Source organism: Pseudomonas aegrilactucae (assembly GCF_019168305.1).
Lineage (GTDB): Bacteria > Pseudomonadota > Gammaproteobacteria > Pseudomonadales > Pseudomonadaceae > Aquipseudomonas > Aquipseudomonas aegrilactucae.
Map to the genome: position 1 here is coordinate 1 of NZ_JAHTBI010000120.1, position 18,510 is coordinate 18,510.

Consider the following 18,510-nt stretch of genomic DNA (forward strand, 5'->3'; position numbering starts at 1 on the left):
GCCAGCTCCCACAGGTACGGTGCACACAGTTCCTTGTGGGAGCTGGCTTGCCAGCGAATCAGGCGTCAGACACCCCAGCGCGGAATGGGGTGGCTGCCCAGCGACACGCACACGTTCTTGATCTCGGCAAACACCTCGAAGCTGTACTGGCCACCTTCACGCCCGGTGCCCGAACCCTTCACCCCGCCGAACGGCTGGCGCAGGTCGCGCACGTTCTGGCTGTTGATGAACACCATGCCGGCCTCGATGCCATGCGCCAGGCGATGCGCCTTGCCGATGTCCTGGGTCCAGATGTACGAGGCCAGCCCGTATTCGGTGTCGTTGGCCAGTCGCAGCGCTTCGGCCTCGTCCTTGAACGGGATCAGGCACACCACCGGGCCGAAGATCTCCTCCTGGGCAATGCGCATGCTGTTGTTCACATCGGCGAACACGGTGGGCTGGATGAACTGCCCGCGTGCCAGGTGCGCCGGCAGGTTGGCCGGGCGCTCCAGGCCACCGGCCAGCAGCGTGGCGCCTTCCTCGAGACCGATCCTGATGTAGCCGGTGACCTTGTCGTAGTGGGCCTGGGTGATCATCGAGCCGACTTGCGTCTTCGGGTCTTGCGGGTCGCCCACGATCAGGCGCCTGGCCCGTGCGGCAAACTCGGCGACGAACTGCGGGTACACGCTTTCCTGGATGAAGATGCGGCTGCCGGCGGTGCAGCGTTCGCCGTTGAGCGAGAAGATGGTGAACAGCGCTGCGTCCAGCGCACGCTCGAGGTCGGCGTCCTCGAAGATCAGCACCGGCGACTTGCCGCCCAGTTCCATGGAGTACTTCTTCAGCCCCGCGGTCTGCATGATCTTCTTGCCGGTGGCGGTGCCGCCGGTGAACGAGATGGCCCGCACATCCGGGTGGCGCACCAGCGCATCGCCGGCAGTGGCGCCGTAGCCCTGGATCACGTTGAGCACACCGTTGGGGATGCCGGCCTCGACCGCCAGGCGGCCCAGTTCGTTGGCAGTCAGCGGCGACAGCTCGCTCATCTTCAACACCGCGGTGTTGCCCAGCGCCAGGCACGGCGCGGTCTTCCAGGTGGCGGTCATGAACGGCACGTTCCACGGCGACACCAGCGCACACACGCCCACCGGCTGGTACAGCGTGTAGTTGAGCATCTGGTCGTCGACCGGGTAGCTGTGGCCGTCCATGCGCGTGCACACTTCGGCGAAGAAATCGAAGTTGTGCGAGGCGCGGGGGATCAGCACGTTCCTGGTCTGGTGGATCGGCAGCCCGGTGTCCAGGGTTTCCAGCTCGGCCAGCCTGGGCACGTTCTGCTCGATCAGCTCGCCCAGCTTGCGCATCAGCCGCGCACGTTCCTTGGCCGGGGTGCCGGCCCATTTCGGGAAGGCGTCCTTGGCCGCGGCAACCGCTTGGGCAACTTCCGCGGCGCCGCCGCTGGCAACGTCGCCGATGGCCTCGCCGGTGGCCGGGTTGTAGTTGACGAAGACGTCCTTGCTTTCGACCTCACGGCCATTGATCCAGTGCTTGATCATCGGGTTCATGCCTCTTGCGGGTTCAGGGCGAAGAACTCGGCTTCGCTGACAATGCGGTTGACCAGGCGGCCGACACCTTCCACTTCCACTACCACTTCATCACCCGGCACCACGTCGGCCAGGCCTTCAGGGGTGCCAGTGGCGATCATGTCGCCCGGTTGCAGGGTCATGAAGCTGGACAGGTATTCGATCAGGTAGGGGATGTCGAAGATCATGTCGCGGGTGCTGCCCTGCTGCTTGAGCTCACCGTTGATCCAGGTGCGCAGGGTGAGGTTGGACGCGTCCGGTACGTCGGCCACATCGACGATCCATGGGCCCACCGGGGTGGTGGCGTCACGGTTCTTCACCCGCAGGTTGGGGCGGTAGTAGTTCTCCAGGTAGTCGCGGATCGCGTAGTCGTTGCACACCGTGTAGCCGGCCAGGTACTGCAGTGCGTCCTCGCGCCTGACGTTGCGTGCCGGCTTGCCGATCACCGCCACCAGCTCGCACTCGTAGTGCATGTACTTGACGTTGTCCGGGCGCCAGGTGACCTGGCTGTGGCCGGTGTAGGTGCCGGGCGACTTGATGAAGGCCAGTGGCTCGGTGGGCGCGGCAAAGGCCAGTTCGGCGGCGTGGTCGGCGTAGTTCAGGCCCAGCGCGAACATGCTGCCGGTGGCCGGCGGCAGCCACTGCACGTCCTGCTCGGCAAGCAGGCGGCCATCGGCCAGGCGCACGGCGTTGTCGGCTTCCACGGTCACGGCGTGGTCCTGGCCCTGGTAACGGATACGGGCGTGTTTCATCAGCGTTGCTCCTGTTCGGCCACAATCGGGTTGGCCAGCCGGCCCAGGCCGGTGATCTCGACTTCAACCTGGTCGCCCGGCAGTACGTCGACACGGCCTTCGGGGGTGCCGGTAATCAGTACGTCGCCTTCGTGCAAGGTCATGAACTCACTGATTTCGGCGATCAGTTGCGCAATGCTGCGCACCAGGTTGGCGGTGCTGTTGTGCTGGCGAAGCTCGCCGTTGACGAACAGCTTGATGGTCAGTTGCTGCGGGTCAGCCACCTGCGCCGCTGGCACCAGCTCCGGGCCGAGGGCGCAAAAGCCGTCACGGCACTTGGCCTTGACCGCCGGGCGGTAGTAGCTGTCTTCGGGCAGGCTGAATTCGTTGACGATGGTGTAGCCGGCCACGTGCTCCAGCGCCTGTTCGACGCTCACGCGGCTGGCGCGCTTGCCGATCACCACGCCCAGCGCCGGGCCCGGCTGCAGGCGTTCGATACCCTGCGGGTACACCACCGGGGCGCCGTGGCTGTTGCGCGTGTTGGGGGTCTTGATGAACAGCACCGGCTTGACCGGGGGCTTCTGGTACGGCGCCTGTTCGAATTCGGCGAGACGCTGGTTCAGCAACCCCTGGTAGTTCAGCGCAACGCCGAACAGGGTGCCGGTGGCAACGTCGTGCAGGGCACGGCTCATGCTCTTCTCCTGGCAAGGGCAGGGCGGCGGGCACCCTGCGGGTCTGTTTGTTAATGTGTTAACGTTATAGTTAAGATGTTAACTAAAGGCAAGCAGCTTGTTTCCGCGGTAAGCTGCGCGCAGAACAAAAAACACAGCAGGAACCGCCGCCATGAGCGATCGCACGCCCATCCCCAACATCAATATCGGGCAGGTCTACGACCAGCGTTACAGCGATGCCCAGGTGCATTGCGACAAGCTCGGCAACCTGGCCGGTTTTTTCGGGCGCAACATGCCGGTGCACCGCCACGACCGGTTTTTCCAGGTGCATTACGTCAAGAGCGGCAGCGTGCGGGTGTACCTGGATGACCAGCAGTACGTGGAGTCGGGGCCGATGTTCTTCCTGACGCCGCCGACCATCCCGCATTCGTTCGTCACCGAACCGGAGGCCGACGGCCATGTGCTGACCGTGCGCCAGCAGTTGGTGTGGCAACTGCTCGAAGCCGACCCCACGCTGGCGCCCGGGCCGCAGGTGGCGCCGGCGTGCGTGGCGCTGGGCGGGCTGGAGGGGCGATTCGCCGCTGAGGCCAGGCGCCTGGAGTGGCTGTTCGACGAACTGCATGGTGAGATCAACGCGGCCCGGGCGGGGCGCGGTGCAGCGCTGGACAGCCTGACGCGGCTGATCATGCTTGGCCTGCTGCGCCTGTGTGCGCATTCGTTGCCCGCGCGCCAGACCCGTCATGAAGACTTGCAGGTGTTTCACCGCTTCAACGAACTGATCGAGGCGCATTACCTGGAGCACTGGCCGCTGTCGCGCTATGCCCAGGGCGTGGGGGTGACCGAGGCGCGGCTCAACGACGTGTGCCGGCGCATCGCCGACCTGCCGTCCAAGCGCCTGATCCTTGAACGGTTGATGCAGGAGGCCAAGCGCCTGCTGCTGTTCACCGGCAGTTCGGCCAACGAGATCTGCTACAGCCTGGGCTTCAAGGACCCGGCGTACTTCAGCCGGTTCTTCCTGCGCTATGCACAGGTGACCCCGGGCGAGTACCGCCAACGGCAGGCGGGCTTGCGCTGACATGGCATTTTTCCGTTGTTTGTTGTTGTGTGGGGCAAACGCCTCTGCCGCCATGATGGCGGCAGAGGCACAACGGAAAAATGCCTTTTACGCAGGTGCGCTTGTACTTTTCACAGCGCTGGGGCCTTGAGCTGCGCGCCCCCGTTCGCTGGCTGTGCGGGCGCTGGCAGCAGATTCGCCGCCAGAGCATCTGATCCGCATTAATCGCCCCGACCTGAATCTGTAACCCAATACACCCGAACGCCATAGTAACGGCCTCCCTGATGAGGCCCGACCATGTATCACTATGACGACTATGACCGTGCACTGGTGTTCGAACGCGTAGCCCAGTTCCGCGACCAGGTGCTGCGTTTCGGTAGCGGCGAACTGAGCGAAGAGGAATTCCTGCCGCTGCGCCTGCAAAACGGCCTGTACCTGCAGAAACACGCCTACATGCTGCGTGTCGCCATTCCCTACGGCACCCTCGGTGCCCGCCAGCTGCGCACCCTGGCCAGCATCGCGCGCGACTACGACCGCGGCTACGGCCACTTCACCACGCGCCAGAACATCCAGTTCAACTGGATCGAACTCAATCAGGTGCCGGACATCCTGCAGCGCCTGGCCGAGGTCGACATGCATGCGATCCAGACCTCAGGCAACTGCATACGCAACATCACCACCGAGGCCTTCGCCGGCGTGGCCGCCGACGAGATCATCGACCCGCGCCCGCTGGCCGAGATCCTGCGCCAGTGGTCGACCATCAACCCCGAGTTCCTGTTCCTGCCGCGCAAGTTCAAGATCGCCATCTGTTCGGCGCGCCAGGACCGTGCCGCGATCATGATGCACGACATCGGCCTCTACCTTTACCGTGACGGCCGCGACCAGATGCGCCTGCGTGTGATCGTCGGCGGCGGCCTTGGGCGTACGCCGATCCTCGGCCTGCAGATCCGCGAAGGCTTGCCCTGGCAACACCTGCTGTCGTACGTGGAAGCCATCCTGCGGGTGTACAACCGCCATGGCCGGCGCGACAACAAGTACAAGGCGCGCATCAAGATCCTGGTCAAGGCACTGGGTATCGAGGCGTTCGCCCGGGAAGTCGAGCAGGAGTGGCAACACATCAAGGACGGCCCGGCGCAATTGACCGAGGACGAGTTTGCGCGCGTGGCCCAGGGTTTTGCGCCGCCTGGCTACACGGCACAGCCGGACGGCGACCTCGACTACGGCACCCAGTTGGCCATGGACCGCAGCTTCGCACGCTGGGTGTCGCGCAACGTGCACCCGCACAAGGTACCCGGCTACGCCAGCGTGGTGTTGTCGACCAAACCGGGCCCAGCCGCACCGCCAGGCGACCTGACCGCGGCGCAGATGGACAGCGTGGCCGACTGGTCCGAGCAGTTCGGCTTTGGTGAGATCCGTATCGCCCACGAACAGAACCTGATCCTGCCGGATGTGCGCAAAAGCGATCTGCACGCCCTGTGGCGGCTGGCCTGCGAGCATGGCCTGGGCACCGCCAACGTCGGCCTGCTCACCGACATCATCGCCTGCCCGGGTGGCGATTTCTGCGCCCTGGCCAATGCCAAGTCGATCCCTATCGCCCAGGCCATCCAGCGCCGTTTCGACGACCTGGACTACCTGCATGACCTGGGCGACCTGAGCCTGAACATCTCCGGCTGCATCAACGCCTGTGGTCACCACCACATCGGCAACATCGGCATCCTGGGCGTCGACAAGAACGGCAGCGAGTGGTACCAGGTCACCCTGGGCGGTGCGCAGGGCAAGGCCAGCACGCTGGGCAAGGTAATCGGACCGTCGTTCAGCGCCGCCCAGATCCCGCAGGTGATCGAACAGATCGTGGCCACCTACTGTGCCTACCGCGAACTCGAGGAGCCGTTTGTCGATACCGTGGCACGCGTGGGCCTGGAACCGTTCAAGGAGCGTGTCTACGCCAAGCAGGGGGAGGCAGCGGCATGCGCAATGTGATCGGTCTGCATGAAGGCCAGGCGCAGTTGGTCGAGAACGACCGTTGGCAACTGGTGCGCGACTATCCGGACGTACCGCCCGAGGGCGCGCTGATCCTGCCGTTGTACCGCTGGCTCGCCCAGCCCGATGCCTTCAACGGCCTGTGGCTGGGCCCGGACGATGACGTCGAGTCGCTGCAACTGTGGCTGGGTGTGCTGCCGCTGATCGCCATCGACTTCCCGAGCTTTCGCGATGGCCGCGGCTATAGCCAGGCCTACCTGCTGCGCACGCGGCTGGGCTGGCAGGGCGAGTTGCGTGCGGTTGGCGACGTGTTGCGCGACCAGCTCAGCCACATGCGCCAGTGCGGCTTCGACAGCTTTGCGGTACGTGAGGACAAGTCGGCGGCGGATGCGCTCAAGGGGCTGCAGGGCATGAGTGTGCTGTACGGGCGCTCGGTGATCGAACCCAGGCCGCTGTTTCGGCGCCGTTGAGTGCGAACAGCGCTGTTGCGCCGGGGCGGGAACCGGCTAACATGCAGCTTCGCCCGTTCCACAGGATGTTGCCGCATGCTTTTCAGTACCCGTACAGCGCGGCCGGCCGATGCTGAAGCGCTCAGCGACATCGCCGCCGCGACCTTTGCCCTGGCCAGCCCTGCTGATGCATCGGCCAAGGCGTTGAATGCCTATATCCGCAACAACCTGCAACCCGAGCATTTCTGCCTGCAGCTGATCAGCCGCGCCAAGCAGTTGCGCGTGCTGGAGCATGACGGCGTGGTGGTCGGCTACACCCTGATCGACAAGGCCGCGAAGGCCCTGGACATCGAGGCGGCCGATGGCCTGGCGGAACTGAGCCGCTGCTACGTGCTGCCCGAGCACCATGGCAATGGCGCGGCCCAGTTGCTGCTCGACGACACCCTGGCCGCGTTTGGCGGGGCCATCCGCCTGACCGTCAATGAACAGAACGCGCGGGCGATTCGCTTTTATCAACGCAACGGCTTTCGCCAGGTAGGCGAGGCTGTTTTTGTCTGTGGATCGGAGCGTCACCGTGACTGGGTGATGGTTCGCCCCGCAGAAGCCAGCCTTGATGGCGAAGGGGCTATCACTTCGTCTGCCGCCACGTCACCTCGGTAATCCCGTACCGTTCGGCCAATGGCTTGCTGACCTTTTTCACTTTCTCGCGCCCATACCGACCGATTCGGCCCACCCCGGCATCACAGCTGGCCCAATGCCAGGCCTCGGCGTTGTCCATTACCTCGGCACGAATCACGAATGACTTGCGCTCGCCGTGCAGTTCATAGTCGATAACGAAGAGTTTTGCGCTATTCATGGTTCCGGGAAAGTCCTTTCAACGTGGTTACCAGTGGCGTCTCTAGTTAAGTACCCTCAAGCCCCTGAATAATTCCATCGGATTGCAGCGCTTCAGTGATCGCTGCTGACGGTGAGGTGGCGTGCCTCCTTGTCGAACAGCACCTGCTCCAGCCGGTGGGCGATGCCACAGGCCAGTGAGTCATAGGCCGGCACCACCTTCTCTTCGGTCGAGAGGCAGTGGATGATGTCCAGCTTGCGTTCGGCCTGGGCGGTCTCCAGCTCGAAGATCCGCGCGTAGCGCTCCAGGTCGTTGTCCAGGCTGGAGAGGTATTCACGCAGGCGCGAATGGTCCACCGCACTCTGGTTGAAATGCCAGGTCATGGGGTGGATCAGAAACCGCGAATGCGGCACGGCAAGCCGCTCGCTGGCGGCCAGGTACATCACGATGCCCATGGACTCGATATTGCCGGCGTTCACCGCCGTCACCGGGAGGGGCAACGACTTCAGGAAGCTGTAGATCGAAAAGCCGAGGTGGGTGCTGCCGCCAATGGTCGACAGGTTGAGCAGCAACCTGCTGGCGCCCTCGTCCATGGCTTGCAGGCAGCGGTCCCGAAAACGTTCGGTGGTGCTTTGGTCGATCGGGCAATGAAAGTGGATGACGTATTGGCTCATCAACGGTCCTCAAGGCCGACGCACGCAAGGTGCGCCGGTCTCTCGTGCGTCAGCTACGGCCACCGCCGCTAGGTTTACTGCCCTTGTCGCGCATGGTGTCCGGCTTTTTGCTGCCTTGGTTACTTTGCCCGCCAGCGCCACCACCCGACGCATGGCCACCTTTTTTGCCGGCTTCAGAGGCCTTGGTTTTGTCGTTGGCGAAATTTCCAGGATTCGAACTATCTTTACTAGGCATGATTCTCTTCCTTTGGCAGTTGGAGGTGCGAAGCCGTTCTGGCCTCACATAGGGTGGGAAAGGGATGCGAGGGTAAAGTTTGAAAAAGTTCGGCGACTTGAGACGAACGGTTGGTCCAGGTAATAGACGGACCACTGGTACAGGCGCCTGGAACTTTGTTCAGCGTTGATCATTCCCTTGCATATCGAACACCAGCCTGTCGCCAACAGGAAGGCCAAGCCATGAGCGCGTTTACCATTTCCACACCCGTCAGCGTCGAAAAACCGTTGGCTGCTTCTGATGATCTGCTGCAACGCTACCAGTCGCTGCTGCGCGGCGAAGGGTTTGGCAGTGCTGCCTGGCTTGCCGGGCAGTTGCTGCAGGCCCAGCGATTGCCGCACGACCTGCCGCCTGACGCCACAGGCCTCACCCAGTGGTGTGCCGACCGCGCCGCCAGCGTGGCGCAGCAGTACGCCGAGTACCTGCGGGGGCGCAAGGCTGGCGACAAGCGGCGCTACTTCAGCGGCCGTGCCCACGCGCTGCACTTTCTGCATCAGGTCGCACCCACCAAGTGCGTGGATGGGGCCTGGCTGCATGGCATGCTGCACCATTGGCCAGACCCGCGTTACCACGGGCTGATCCGCACCTACCTGGAAGAGCTTGGCGACGGCGAGCCGGCCTGCAACCACGTGCTGATCTATCGCCGGCTGCTGGCTGAGGCCGGCTGCCACGACAGCACGCCGCTGGCCGACGAGCGTTACCTGCAAGGCTGCCTGCAACTGGCCCTGGGCATGAACACCGAGGTGTTCCTGCCCGAAGTGATCGGCTACAACCTGGGCTATGAGCAGTTGCCCCTGCACCTGCTGATCAGCGCCTTCGAGCTCGATGAACTGGGCCTGGACCCACAGTACTTTCGCTTGCACGTGACCATCGACAACGCCAGCAGCGGCCACGCGTGCAAGGCCGTGCAGGCCCTGCAGCACTTCATGCCGGTGTACGACGAGTCGTTCTACCGGCGCGTCGCTGCCGGCTACCGGCTCAATGACCTTGGGCAGGGCTCGACAGCCATCATTGCCAGTTTCGACCTGTATGCCGAGGTCGTGAGCATGCTGGAACACAAGCGTGCGTTCGGCCAGCACATGCACTCCGACTACTGCCGTTTCGACGGGCGCACGGTCAACCAGTGGCTGGCCGAGCCGGGCAGTGTCCCCGCGTTCCTCACGGCCCTTGAGGGCAAAGGCTGGATTCAGCGCCACCAGGCCCCCACCAAAAGCCGCTTCTGGTCGCTGGTCGAAGGGCCGACGGCCGCCATGTTCGGCGTGTTCAGCGCTTATGAAAAACAGCTGCTGCACGACTGGATCGCTGGCGATTGGCAGCCCGCCGCGGGCCCGCGGCGTTCGCTTTCGCCCGCCCAACCGGTCGTATCGGCGTGCGATGCCGACTGCGTGGCGCTCGAGGAACAATTGGCCCGGCTGCCAGCCCAGAGCCGGGTGTCACGGCTGGTCGAGCAACTGGCCGGCAACGGTCATGCCGTGCCGGTCGGCCTGCTGGCCACCCGCCTGTACCGCCAGCTCACTGGCTTGAACTGAAGGAGCCCTGCAATGCTATTGAACCCCTGCCAGCGTGATGCCGACCAGGCGCTGCTGCAACTGGGCCGTCGCCTGCAGGCCGATGGTTATCGCTTCACCTGCGTCACGCCGCTGACCCAGCAGCGCAACAATGACCGGGCAGGCGCCGCGCGTGCGCGCACGTTGCGTGACATCTTTGGCTGGAACCGGCCGTTTACCGCCAGCCTGCTGTCGGCCGATGAACTGGCGCAAATGCGCCTGGCGCAGATTCTTGACGAGGAGGGCGACTGCTGGCGCAGCCGCGTGCGCTGGTCGAGCCTGGAGGACCTGCTGCTGGTGCATTCCGGGTACCCCACCACGCAGACCGATGCGGTGTTCTTCGGCCCGGACAGCTACCGCTTCGCGCACTTTATCGCCAGCCACCTGCAGGGTCGCTTCAGCGAGATCAACCATGCCGTGGACATAGGCTGCGGCAGTGGCATCGGCGCCATCCTGATCGGTCGCGCCCGGCGCCACGCCCAGGTAGCGGCGGTGGACATCAATGCCCATGCCTTGCGCATGACGGCCATCAACGTGGCCTTGGCGGAGCTGGCCAACGTATCGATCGAGCACAGCGATGTGTTGCAGGGTATTACTGGAAATTTCGACCTGATCGTCGCCAACCCACCGTACATGCTGGATGCGGGGGCGCGCGCCTACCGGCACGGTGGCGGTGCGCTGGGCGCCGGCCTGTCGTTGCGCATCCTCAATGAATCGCTGGGGCGTCTGAGCCAGGGCGGCAGTTTGCTGCTCTACACAGGGGTTGCGATGATCGATGGCCATGATCCGTTTCTGGCCGCCATTCGTGCCCAGCTCAACGACCCGCGCTGGTCCTGGCATTACCAGGAACTGGACCCGGACGTGTTTGGCGAACAACTGCTGGAGCCCGGCTACGAAGCCGTGGAGCGCATCGCGGCGGTGGGTCTGACCGTGACGCGCAATGGATAACAAGGTGCAGGATGCATCGGATATTTCTACTTGAACGACCGGGCCATCAGGCCCTTACTAGGTGTTACACCTGAGACTGCCGAGGGTTGCATCATGCCAATGAACGGAGTGAGTGATCTGGAACTGAGGGGGATCATCGAGCGGGCGTTTCTGCCCATGCATTGCGAGGTTTCCTGTACTGACGGCTTGTGCCTGACCATTCATTTTCCAGCGGATGCCGAGCATGTGGAGCATACGTTGACCGGGGTGCGGGTGAGTGAGCTGCCTGACGCCCGCGCGCTGGCGGACCTGGTTGCGCAGATCCGTGCAGAGCGCCCCAGGCTGCTGGCCCCGCAACCGATCAAGTTCCGCGCCTGATCAGCCGTGCGCCCGGCTCAGCCCAGGCTGGCCGGGCGCAGGTATTCGGGTTGCAGGGTGTTGAACCAGAACAGGATCATCGTCACCAGGATCGTCACCTGCACCAGCAGGCCCACGCCCCACACACTGGCCCCATACAGCAAGCCTTGCTCCTTGCGCAGGCGCATGAAGGTCGGCAGCCCGGTGAACAGCAGGAACGTGGCATACAGCGTAGCGGCGCCGAGTATGCACACCGCCAGCCAGCGGCTCGGGTACAGGCCGGCCAGCCCGGCAATGAAATACGGCGTGGCGGTGTAGGCGGCAAACCCGATGCATTGGTTGAGGCTGGGCCGCGCATCGAAGCTGCGCGACATCCAGCGGATGAGCGCCCCCATCAGCACGGTCCCGGCCATGATCGCCAGAAACAGCAGGATGCACAGCTGCAGCGCGCTGTTGGCGCTGAGCCGCACATTCTCGTTCTCGGCCAGGCTCCAGCCGACCGATGTGGTGCCGATGAACAGGCACACCGTGGGGATCAGTGCCAGCAGCAACAGATGGGTCAGGTAATGGCGCGGGTGGGCTTCCTCGTCATGGCGTATGTCAGCCCACGCCGAGTTGGGTTGGGTGAAGAGTTTGACCAGATGGCTAGTCATGACGGTCTCCATGCGCAGGGGCGAAGGTACCCTTTGTCTTCTGTGGAGGTCGGGTGCGGGCAAGGGTTTCATCTAATTGCAGCCGCCCGGACCAACTGCCTTGAACCATTGCGCGGGCCGGTCGGTCAGTCATCTCAGGAGCGCTGTGAGGCGCTGCCGTTGACGGTGGCAATCCATTGCCATAGCGCGAGGTGACAGGCATGGCCAGCAGGGCGATCTGGAAAGGCGCAATCAGTTTTGGCCTGGTGCACATACCGGTGTCATTGACCACGGCGGTCAGCAGCGACCGGGTCGATTTCGACTGGCTGGACAAGCGCAGCATGGACCCGGTGGGCTATAAGCGGGTCAACAAGGTCACCGGCAAGGAAATCGACAAGCAGCACATCGTCAAGGGCGTGGAGTTCGAGAAGGGCCAGTATGTGGTGATCAGCGAAGCGGAGATCCGCACCGCGCGCCCCGAAGCGACCCAGACCATCGAGATCTTCTCGTTCGTGGCCAGTGACGAGATCCCCTTGCAGCACTTCGACACCCCGTATTACCTCGCGCCGGACAAGCGTGGCGGCAAGGTGTACGCGTTGCTGCGCCAGACGCTGGAGAGCACCGGCAAGGTGGCGCTGGCCAAGGTGGTGCTGCACACCCAACAGCACCTGGCGCTGCTGCGTCCGCTGGAGGACGCGCTGGTGATGATCACCTTGCGCTGGCCCGAGGAGGTTCGCGGGCTGGAGGGCCTGGAGCTGGACAAGAGCGTGAGCGCGGCGGCGGTCGACAAGAAGGCATTGCAGATGGCCAGGCGGCTGGTCGAGGACATGGCCGGGCACTGGGCGCCGGATGAGTACCGCAACGACTTCAAGCACACCATCATGGCGCTGGTGCAAGAGAAGGCCCGCCAGGGCAAGATCGCCACGGTGCAGGCGCCGCAGGATCAGGCGGCGGGCAAGGGCGCGGACATCATCGACCTGACCGAACTGCTCAAGCGCAGCCTGGGCGCCAAGAAGGCGCCGCGCAAGAAAGCCTGAGCGCGGCGCGCCTTTCGCTGGCAGCCAGCTCCCACAGGTAGCGCGCTGCCCCTTGCAAACGGCGTGGTCCTTGTGGGAGCTGGCTTGCCAGCGAAGGGGCCATGCAGGCGTGGCAAGATCAGGGGGTGGGCACCGCCGTCTCCTGCAAATGCAGCCATTTCCCCTGTCGATCGAACACCACTGTCGACCACCGCACAGTGCCCTGGCCGCTGTCATCCTGCTGGCACTCGCGATACGTCACCACCCCCGGTGCCACCTCGTGCAGCGCATCGATATCAATGCACAGCCCCGGCCGCGTGCCGTGCGCCTGGGTAAAGAACGCCTCCAGTTGGCGCTTGTCCAGCACCGTGCCCTTGAGCGTGAACATCGAGAACCCTTCGGCAAAGCGCTCCAGCAACGGCGGTCGCGCCTCACCCGACAGCCACTGGCGGATGAGCACATGCGCCTCGCGTACCTCACGGCAAAAATCAGTCTGCGTACCCATAAGCCTCACTCGGCAGGTTGAAGAAACAGTGTTCGTGCACCCGGCAGGCGCATCACCCACGGCAGTGGCACCAGCGTCAGCACGGCCGCCACCACCAGCACGTGCGCATAGGCCGTGGGCGCCGGCAGCAAAACGTCCAGCAGCGAACCCAGCAACGCCACGCCACAGAAGAAGCTCGATTGCCGGTTCAGGTTCCACAGTGTGCTGGCGGCACCCATCCGGGCGGGGCAGATGGCAACGAACGCCGCCGTCTGCGCCGTGCTGCTGCACAGGCTGCTCCCCAGCCCCATCAGCCCGTACAGCAGCACCAGCCAGCCTTGATGGTTCGCCAGCCACGGGCTTGCCAGCACCAGTACCGCCAGGCTCTGCACAAGCATGCCGGCCAGCAGCAGCGGCTTTGGCCCCAGCACATTGAAGCGCCAGCGCGTCGTTGCAATCGCCGCGCAGGCCCCCAGCGCCCACGCCAGCATCAATCCACCGCTGGCGGTGGCGCTCAGGCCCAGCGAGGTTTGCAGGTACAGCGCCGCCACCAGGTTCACGCCCATGAACACGCCGGGTACACACAGGTACACCAGCATCGCACTGCGCAGCAGCGGTTGGCGCAGCAGGCCCAGGCTCAGCGCCGGCTGGCGCGCGGGCAGTGGCTGGCCCTTGGGCAGCCACTGCAGCACCAGGGCCACGCCGGCCAGGGTCAACGCCAGCATGCCCGCAAAGGCCCAGCGCCAGTCGCCGTGGTCGGCCAGCCAGCCACCCAGCGCGGGTGACAGGGCGGGTACCAGCAAGGCCACCGTCATCACCTGCGACGTCAGGCCGGCACGTGCCTGGGCACTGCAACTGCGGTAGGCGAGTGCCTGGCCCACCGGTATCAGCAGGCCACCGCCCAGCCCTTGCAGCAGTCGCCAGCCGATCAGCGCTTCGATGCTGGGCGCCAGGCCCGCCATCGCGGTGCCCAGGCCGAACGCGCCGAGCGACAGCAGCAGGGTGTTGCGCTCGCCGATGCGCTGGGCCAGCCAGTTGCCCAGCGGTATCACCAGGGTCAGGCCAAGCATGTAGGCATTGCCTACCCAGCTCAGTTGGTGCACCGAAGCGCCGAGTGCCTGGCCGATGGCCGGGTAGGCGCTGTTGAGCACGAACAGGTTGGCCAGGTCCAGGGCAAAGCCGAGCAGGTAGATCAGGGTGACTTTCGAGCGAAATGACATGGCAATCGACAGCGTGCGGCGAGAAAGCATGGAGTTTAGGGGCGCGAGTCTGATTGAATAAGCCCCGCAATACTGTCAGATTGTTCAGCCTTTTTTGACAATTCAGGGGTGTCCATGGTCAGCCTGGACCGTTTCGAGCTGTTCTGTGCCGTGGTCGAGGCGGGTTCGTTCACCGCCGCCGCCACGCGCCTGTGCCAGACCCGTGCTGCGGTGAGTTTCGGGATCAAGCAATTGGAGTCGCAGTTGGGGGTTACCTTGCTCACGCGCACTACCCGGCGGGTAGCCCTGACCGATGCGGGCGAGGGTTTCTACCGCCGTTGCGTGCAGGTGCTGGAGCAGGCGAATGCGGCGATCGAGCAGGCGCGTGCCGAGCATGCCGGCCTGCAGGGCAGCCTGCGTATCACCTCGACGGTGGAGTATGGTTTGCGGGTGGTGGCGCCCGCCTTGCAGTTGTTCATGCGTGAGCATCCGTTGCTCAGCGTGCGCCTGGAAACCCACACCGCGCAGGTCGACCTGGTGCAGGAGCGCTTCGATGTGGCGATTCGCCTGGGGCAGCCGCACGATTCGGGGTATCGCGGGGTGTGCCTGGAGCACTACGCGGTGCGCCTGGTAATGGCGCCGGGGTTGTGCGCGCCGGGTGCCGGGTTGGCAGTGGTCAATGCGTTGCCGTGGCTGGCCCACAGCCGCTTCGAGCGCCAGGCAGGCTGGGCGCTGACGGACGGCGAGGGTGGGGCGGCGGTGTATGAGCCCGAGGGGCGGCCGGTGATGGTGGCCGACAACGCGTCGATCCTGCGGGCCTTTGCGCTGCAGGGGATGGGGGTGGCGGTATTGCCGGCGTGGCTGGTGGATGACGATCTCAGCGCGGGTACGTTGGTCGATGTGCTGTCGGCGTATCGATTTGCCGAGCAGGCCGTGTATGCGCTGTACCCGGCCAGCAGCCATGTACCGCGCAAGGTGCGGGCCTGGATTGATTTCTTGAAGGGTTATCTGGGGCGGTGACTGGTCAGGGCGCTGGCGCGCCAGTGCGCCTCACGGGGTAATCGCCAGGCCGGTGAGGAAATCGCCAAACCCGCCCCGCGCCCGGCAATCCCCACGGCTGCTGGTGGACACGCTGTTGCGCGCGGTCCACACGATGCGCGCGCCACTGAGCTGCAGGTCGCTGATCAACTGCACGTCCTCGTCGAGCGCCAGCGCCTGGAACCCGCCAACTCGCTGATAGGCGCGGGCACAGATGCCCAGGTTGGCGCCATGGACATGCCGGTGGTCTTCGCGGGCCTGGTAATGCGCCAGGTAGCGTGCCTGCAGGGCTGCGTCCTGGTCGGCCTGCCAATGCTCGATGTGTACCGTGCCACATACCACGTCGGCAGCGCAGTCCAGCTGGTACACCAGCCAGTCGGCCGGCACGCGGCTGTCGGCGTCGGTGCAGGCCAGCCAGCGTGCACCACGCTCCAGCATCCAGCTGGCGCCGGCACGCCGGGCAAAGCCGACGTTGCGCGCGGTGACGTTGAGGGTGTGCACGCCATGGGCCAGGGCAATGGCCTCGCTGGCGTCGCTGCACTGGTCCAGCACCACCAGGACTTCAACCGTCTCACCGAGGTCTTCGGCGCGGCTGGCGGCTTGCCTCAGTGCTCGCAGGCAGGCCGGCAGGTGCTGCTCTTCGTTATGCGCGGGGACGATCACGGCAATCATGCGCAGGGCTCCTGCAGGTCAATGGCACACGGCTGGCAACACCAGTATTCGAGCAGGAAATCGGCTTCCTCGTGGCGCGCCGCGCGAAACAGGGGCAGGCGCTGGTCGAGCAGCGCATGCACCTGTCGGCCGTCCTGCGGGCAGCCTTCGATGGGGTGCAGCCAGTGGCAGGCCAGCAGTGCACCACCCGGTGTGAGGCACGCCACCGCCTGTTCGATGACCTGCAACCACTGCGCAGGGTCCAGGTAGTAGCCGATTTCACTGAGCACAATCAGGTCGAACTCGCCCCCCGGCCAGTCACCCGGCAGATGGCCCTGGGCCACGCTGGCCTGGGGGAAGGGCTGCAGCCGCTTTTGTGCCAGGGCCACGGCCGTGGCGTTGAGGTCCTGGCATAGCAGGGCGTCGGTGCGCTCGGCCAGGGCCGCGCTGAGTTCGCCATTGGCGCAGGCCGGCTCGAAGATGCGGCAGTAGCGCTGGCGGGGTAGGCAGGCCAGGGTCAGGTCGCGCTTGCGTTTTTCATACCAGCGGGTACGGAACGCCCAGGGGTCTTCGTCGTGCTCGAACAGTTGCTCGAAGTACTGCGCGGATACACTCATGGCAACACCTGCTCCAGGAACACCAGCTCGAACGGTTGCAGCAGCCGCTGCAAGGTGATTTCACCGAGTACCGGTGGGCGCTCGCCGTCTGCATCGAGCTGGCTGGCATGCGCGGCAATGGCCGCGTGCTTGCGCGCAAGTTGCGGCGGGCCCAGTGCCACTTTGCGCGCTCGCCGCCAGGGCAGGCGTGGGTCGTCGGGCTGCGCCCAGTGCCAGGCCCAGATCGGCACCTCGATGAGGCTTGCACCCACGGTCGCGGTGGCCTGCGCACAGGCGCGTCCGACCGCCTCATGGTCGCAGTGACCGTCCAGGCGCCAGGTGGTGAGTACCGTGTCGCTGGGCCGCAGGCAGTGCACCAGCGCGTGGGCGAGGGCGCCTTCATCGGCGTGCACCGCGCTGTCGGCCAGGCGCAGGCGTTGCCAGGCCACCCGGTCCGGGTTGAGCCCAAGCGCCAGCAGGGCCGCGCGGCTTTCCAGCGGCCGGCGCTGGCGCAAGCGCTCACCGGGCCAGGCTGCAGAGCCAGGGTGGCTGCCTTCACCGTCAGTCACCGATATCAGCAGCAGGTCGTGCTCACGGCCGGCGAAACCGGCCAGCAGCCCACCGCAGCCCAGCACTTCGTCATCCGGGTGCGGCGCTACCACCACCAGGCGGCTGCCCGCAGGCACCAGCGCCAGTGGTGCTATCAGACGCACCGCGCCCAGCACCGGCGACGCCTGCCATACCGACAGCGGGGTGCCGTTGCCCGCCGCCTTGATCGGGTTGTCAGCGCTCACAGTTGCCACCCGCCTGCTGCGCGCCCGGCCAGTTGCCGGCCGAGTTCGGCCAGGTCGCGCTCGGCATGGCTCTGACGCAGGAACACCGGCAGGTCGGCGCAAAGCCGGGCAAAGTGGCTGCTGCGGCAAAAAGGCGTGGCCCCCAGGGCGCGGCCGACATGGCCGAGCACCTGGGTGGCGGCCGCTTCGACCTGCGCGCGTACCCGGCGCACGGCCAGGGCTGCATCGGCCTGGGGCTGCGCGTCGATGACGGCGGCGCATTCGCGCAGCGCCGCCGCCGCGCCGCACAAGGCTGCATCCACCGCGCCCAGGTGCGCCTCGGCGTGCGGGTCGGGGCGCGGCTGGCGGCACTGTTCGCGCAAATAGTCGGCCAGGGCCTCGGCGGCGCCGTACCAGCACGCCGCGATCCCGGCGCCACCGTGCCAGAAGCCGGGGCGGCCGAGGTACTGGCCAGGCCCGCCGACCAACTGCGCCGGAGTGCGCTCGAACTCGAGCTCGACGCTGGCGGTAATGCCCATGCCGACCGCCTGCCAGCCCTCGGCTACGCGGTGCAGGCCGGCTTCGGCCAGGTCCAGCGCTACCAGCTGTGGCTGGTCGTCTTCGTCCCAGGCAGTCAGCAGGCCGCAATCGATCTGTAGTGCGCCAGAGCACCAGGCCTTGCGACCTTGCAGGTACACCCGCTGGTTGTCGCGTGCGACGATGCGCGCCCGTGCACTGGGCGGCTCGGCGGCCCACACGCCCCAGATGCCGTTACCGGCCAGGTGGGCGCCGGCGCATTCGGCGAGTATCGCCAGGGCATCGGTATGGCCCTCATAGAGCTTGGCCAGCGCCAGGTCGGCCCCGGCCACCCGCGCCAGGGTCTGCCAGCGCTGCAGGGTCTGGCCCTGGCCGGGCAGTGGCAGGCGGTCCAGGCCGCTGGCCTGCAGCGCCTGCATCAACTCGAACAGCTGGCTGTCGAGGTTCAGTGGCTGCGGGCGCTGGGCGAACTGGCGCAGCAGGGTGTCGAGGCGGCTGAGGTCAAAAGCCTGCAGGATGCTCATGGCGCGAC

Annotated in this window: 22 protein-coding genes; 9 read left to right on the forward strand and 13 right to left on the reverse strand. The window is 65.5% G+C overall.

The genetic code is table 11. The features are described 5' to 3' along the window. Nucleotides 1–65: 65 nt before the first annotated feature. Genes hpaE through KUO17_RS24910 form a run of 3 tightly spaced genes read right to left on the reverse strand, consistent with a single transcriptional unit; the run spans nucleotide 66 to nucleotide 2,976 of the window. Entirely contained in the window at nucleotides 66–1,526 is a 1,461-nt protein-coding gene (gene hpaE / locus KUO17_RS24900; protein ID WP_217978263.1) for a 5-carboxymethyl-2-hydroxymuconate semialdehyde dehydrogenase, read from the reverse strand. Between the two features lie 5 nt (nucleotides 1,527–1,531). Continuing rightward, nucleotides 1,532–2,305 carry a fumarylacetoacetate hydrolase family protein gene (locus tag KUO17_RS24905; protein WP_217978219.1) on the reverse strand — a complete coding sequence of 258 codons (774 nt, stop codon included), beginning with the start codon at nucleotides 2,303–2,305 and terminating at the stop codon, nucleotides 1,532–1,534. Next, a complete protein-coding gene (locus KUO17_RS24910; protein WP_217978220.1) occupies nucleotides 2,305–2,976 on the reverse strand; it encodes a fumarylacetoacetate hydrolase family protein in 672 nt (223 codons plus the stop codon). Before KUO17_RS24910 ends, KUO17_RS24905 begins: the two co-directional genes overlap by 1 nt. A gap of 151 nt (nucleotides 2,977–3,127) precedes the next feature. Here KUO17_RS24910 and hpaA point away from each other — a divergent pair, with 151 nt between their 5' ends. The 4 genes from hpaA to KUO17_RS24930 all read left to right on the forward strand — a co-directional run bounded on the left by hpaA (nucleotide 3,128) and on the right by KUO17_RS24930 (nucleotide 7,098). Continuing rightward, complete coding sequence (gene hpaA, locus KUO17_RS24915; protein WP_217978221.1) at nucleotides 3,128–4,030, forward strand: 4-hydroxyphenylacetate catabolism regulatory protein HpaA; 903 nt, start codon at nucleotides 3,128–3,130, stop codon at nucleotides 4,028–4,030. A 276-nt stretch (nucleotides 4,031–4,306) separates the two neighbouring features. After that, the gene (locus tag KUO17_RS24920; RefSeq protein ID WP_217978222.1) at nucleotides 4,307–5,989 is read left to right on the forward strand and encodes a nitrite/sulfite reductase; all 1,683 of its coding nucleotides are present in this window, start codon (nucleotides 4,307–4,309) and stop codon (nucleotides 5,987–5,989) included. Further along, nucleotides 5,977–6,459, forward strand: coding sequence for a DUF934 domain-containing protein (locus KUO17_RS24925; RefSeq protein ID WP_217978223.1), 483 nt, complete (start codon nucleotides 5,977–5,979; stop codon nucleotides 6,457–6,459). Before KUO17_RS24920 ends, KUO17_RS24925 begins: the two co-directional genes overlap by 13 nt. Nucleotides 6,460–6,534: 75 nt before the next feature. Next, nucleotides 6,535–7,098: a GNAT family N-acetyltransferase gene (locus tag KUO17_RS24930; protein ID WP_217978224.1), complete on the forward strand. Its 564-nt coding sequence runs from the start codon at nucleotides 6,535–6,537 to the stop codon at nucleotides 7,096–7,098. Here KUO17_RS24930 and KUO17_RS24935 read toward each other — a convergent pair. The 3 genes from KUO17_RS24935 to KUO17_RS24945 form a co-directional block, all read right to left on the reverse strand. Continuing rightward, complete coding sequence (locus KUO17_RS24935) at nucleotides 7,067–7,294, reverse strand: DUF6555 family protein (protein ID WP_217978225.1); 228 nt, start codon at nucleotides 7,292–7,294, stop codon at nucleotides 7,067–7,069. The two genes, KUO17_RS24930 and KUO17_RS24935, sit on opposite strands and share 32 nt — an antisense overlap. Before the next feature lie 92 nt (nucleotides 7,295–7,386). Then, nucleotides 7,387–7,947, reverse strand: coding sequence for an ATP-dependent Clp protease proteolytic subunit (locus tag KUO17_RS24940; protein ID WP_217978226.1), 561 nt, complete (start codon nucleotides 7,945–7,947; stop codon nucleotides 7,387–7,389). 49 nt (nucleotides 7,948–7,996) lie between these two features. Beyond that, nucleotides 7,997–8,182, reverse strand: coding sequence for a KGG domain-containing protein (locus KUO17_RS24945; RefSeq protein ID WP_217978227.1), 186 nt, complete (start codon nucleotides 8,180–8,182; stop codon nucleotides 7,997–7,999). Between the two features lie 221 nt (nucleotides 8,183–8,403). On the opposite strand from KUO17_RS24945, the gene KUO17_RS24950 reads away from it, so the two are divergent. The 3 genes from KUO17_RS24950 (at nucleotide 8,404) to KUO17_RS24960 (ending at nucleotide 11,073) form a co-directional block, all read left to right on the forward strand. Continuing rightward, on the forward strand, nucleotides 8,404–9,750 hold the full coding sequence (locus tag KUO17_RS24950) for an iron-containing redox enzyme family protein (RefSeq protein WP_217978228.1): 1,347 nt from the start codon (nucleotides 8,404–8,406) through the stop codon (nucleotides 9,748–9,750). A gap of 12 nt (nucleotides 9,751–9,762) precedes the next feature. Further along, nucleotides 9,763–10,716, forward strand: a complete 954-nt coding sequence (locus tag KUO17_RS24955; protein ID WP_217978229.1) for a methyltransferase — start codon at nucleotides 9,763–9,765, stop codon at nucleotides 10,714–10,716. Nucleotides 10,717–10,809: 93 nt separating this feature from the next. Further along, complete coding sequence (locus KUO17_RS24960; protein WP_217978230.1) at nucleotides 10,810–11,073, forward strand: DUF1652 domain-containing protein; 264 nt, start codon at nucleotides 10,810–10,812, stop codon at nucleotides 11,071–11,073. A 17-nt stretch (nucleotides 11,074–11,090) separates the two neighbouring features. Here KUO17_RS24960 and KUO17_RS24965 read toward each other — a convergent pair whose 3' ends face one another. After that, nucleotides 11,091–11,705 carry a Yip1 family protein gene (locus KUO17_RS24965; protein WP_217978231.1) on the reverse strand — a complete coding sequence of 205 codons (615 nt, stop codon included), beginning with the start codon at nucleotides 11,703–11,705 and terminating at the stop codon, nucleotides 11,091–11,093. 200 nt (nucleotides 11,706–11,905) lie between these two features. On the opposite strand from KUO17_RS24965, the gene ku reads away from it, so the two are divergent. Next, nucleotides 11,906–12,721 carry a non-homologous end joining protein Ku gene (gene ku / locus KUO17_RS24970; protein ID WP_217978232.1) on the forward strand — a complete coding sequence of 272 codons (816 nt, stop codon included), beginning with the start codon at nucleotides 11,906–11,908 and terminating at the stop codon, nucleotides 12,719–12,721. A gap of 118 nt (nucleotides 12,722–12,839) precedes the next feature. Here the strand turns inward: ku and KUO17_RS24975 are convergent, their stop codons facing one another. Then, nucleotides 12,840–13,205, reverse strand: a complete 366-nt coding sequence (locus KUO17_RS24975; RefSeq protein ID WP_217978233.1) for a DUF4440 domain-containing protein — start codon at nucleotides 13,203–13,205, stop codon at nucleotides 12,840–12,842. Nucleotides 13,206–13,210: 5 nt separating this feature from the next. After that, complete coding sequence (locus KUO17_RS24980) at nucleotides 13,211–14,404, reverse strand: MFS transporter (RefSeq protein WP_217978234.1); 1,194 nt, start codon at nucleotides 14,402–14,404, stop codon at nucleotides 13,211–13,213. A gap of 114 nt (nucleotides 14,405–14,518) precedes the next feature. Here KUO17_RS24980 and KUO17_RS24985 point away from each other — a divergent pair, with 114 nt between their 5' ends. Further along, entirely contained in the window at nucleotides 14,519–15,403 is an 885-nt protein-coding gene (locus tag KUO17_RS24985) for a LysR family transcriptional regulator (protein WP_217978235.1), read from the forward strand. Between the two features lie 30 nt (nucleotides 15,404–15,433). On the opposite strand, the gene KUO17_RS24990 is transcribed toward KUO17_RS24985, so the two are convergent. From KUO17_RS24990 to KUO17_RS25005, 4 genes are read right to left on the reverse strand one after another with little or no spacing between them, the layout of a single operon-like run. Then, on the reverse strand, nucleotides 15,434–16,093 hold the full coding sequence (locus tag KUO17_RS24990) for a glycosyltransferase family 2 protein (RefSeq protein ID WP_217978236.1): 660 nt from the start codon (nucleotides 16,091–16,093) through the stop codon (nucleotides 15,434–15,436). Further along, entirely contained in the window at nucleotides 16,090–16,689 is a 600-nt protein-coding gene (locus KUO17_RS24995) for a class I SAM-dependent methyltransferase (RefSeq protein WP_217978237.1), read from the reverse strand. The genes KUO17_RS24990 and KUO17_RS24995 overlap by 4 nt, the downstream gene beginning before the upstream one ends. Beyond that, nucleotides 16,686–17,462 (reverse strand): PIG-L deacetylase family protein, encoded by a 777-nt coding sequence (locus tag KUO17_RS25000; protein ID WP_217978238.1) that lies wholly within the window; start codon nucleotides 17,460–17,462, stop codon nucleotides 16,686–16,688. The genes KUO17_RS24995 and KUO17_RS25000 overlap by 4 nt, the downstream gene beginning before the upstream one ends. Continuing rightward, a complete protein-coding gene (locus KUO17_RS25005; protein ID WP_217978239.1) occupies nucleotides 17,459–18,502 on the reverse strand; it encodes an acyl-CoA dehydrogenase family protein in 1,044 nt (347 codons plus the stop codon). Before KUO17_RS25005 ends, KUO17_RS25000 begins: the two co-directional genes overlap by 4 nt. Nucleotides 18,503–18,510: the final 8 nt, after the last annotated feature.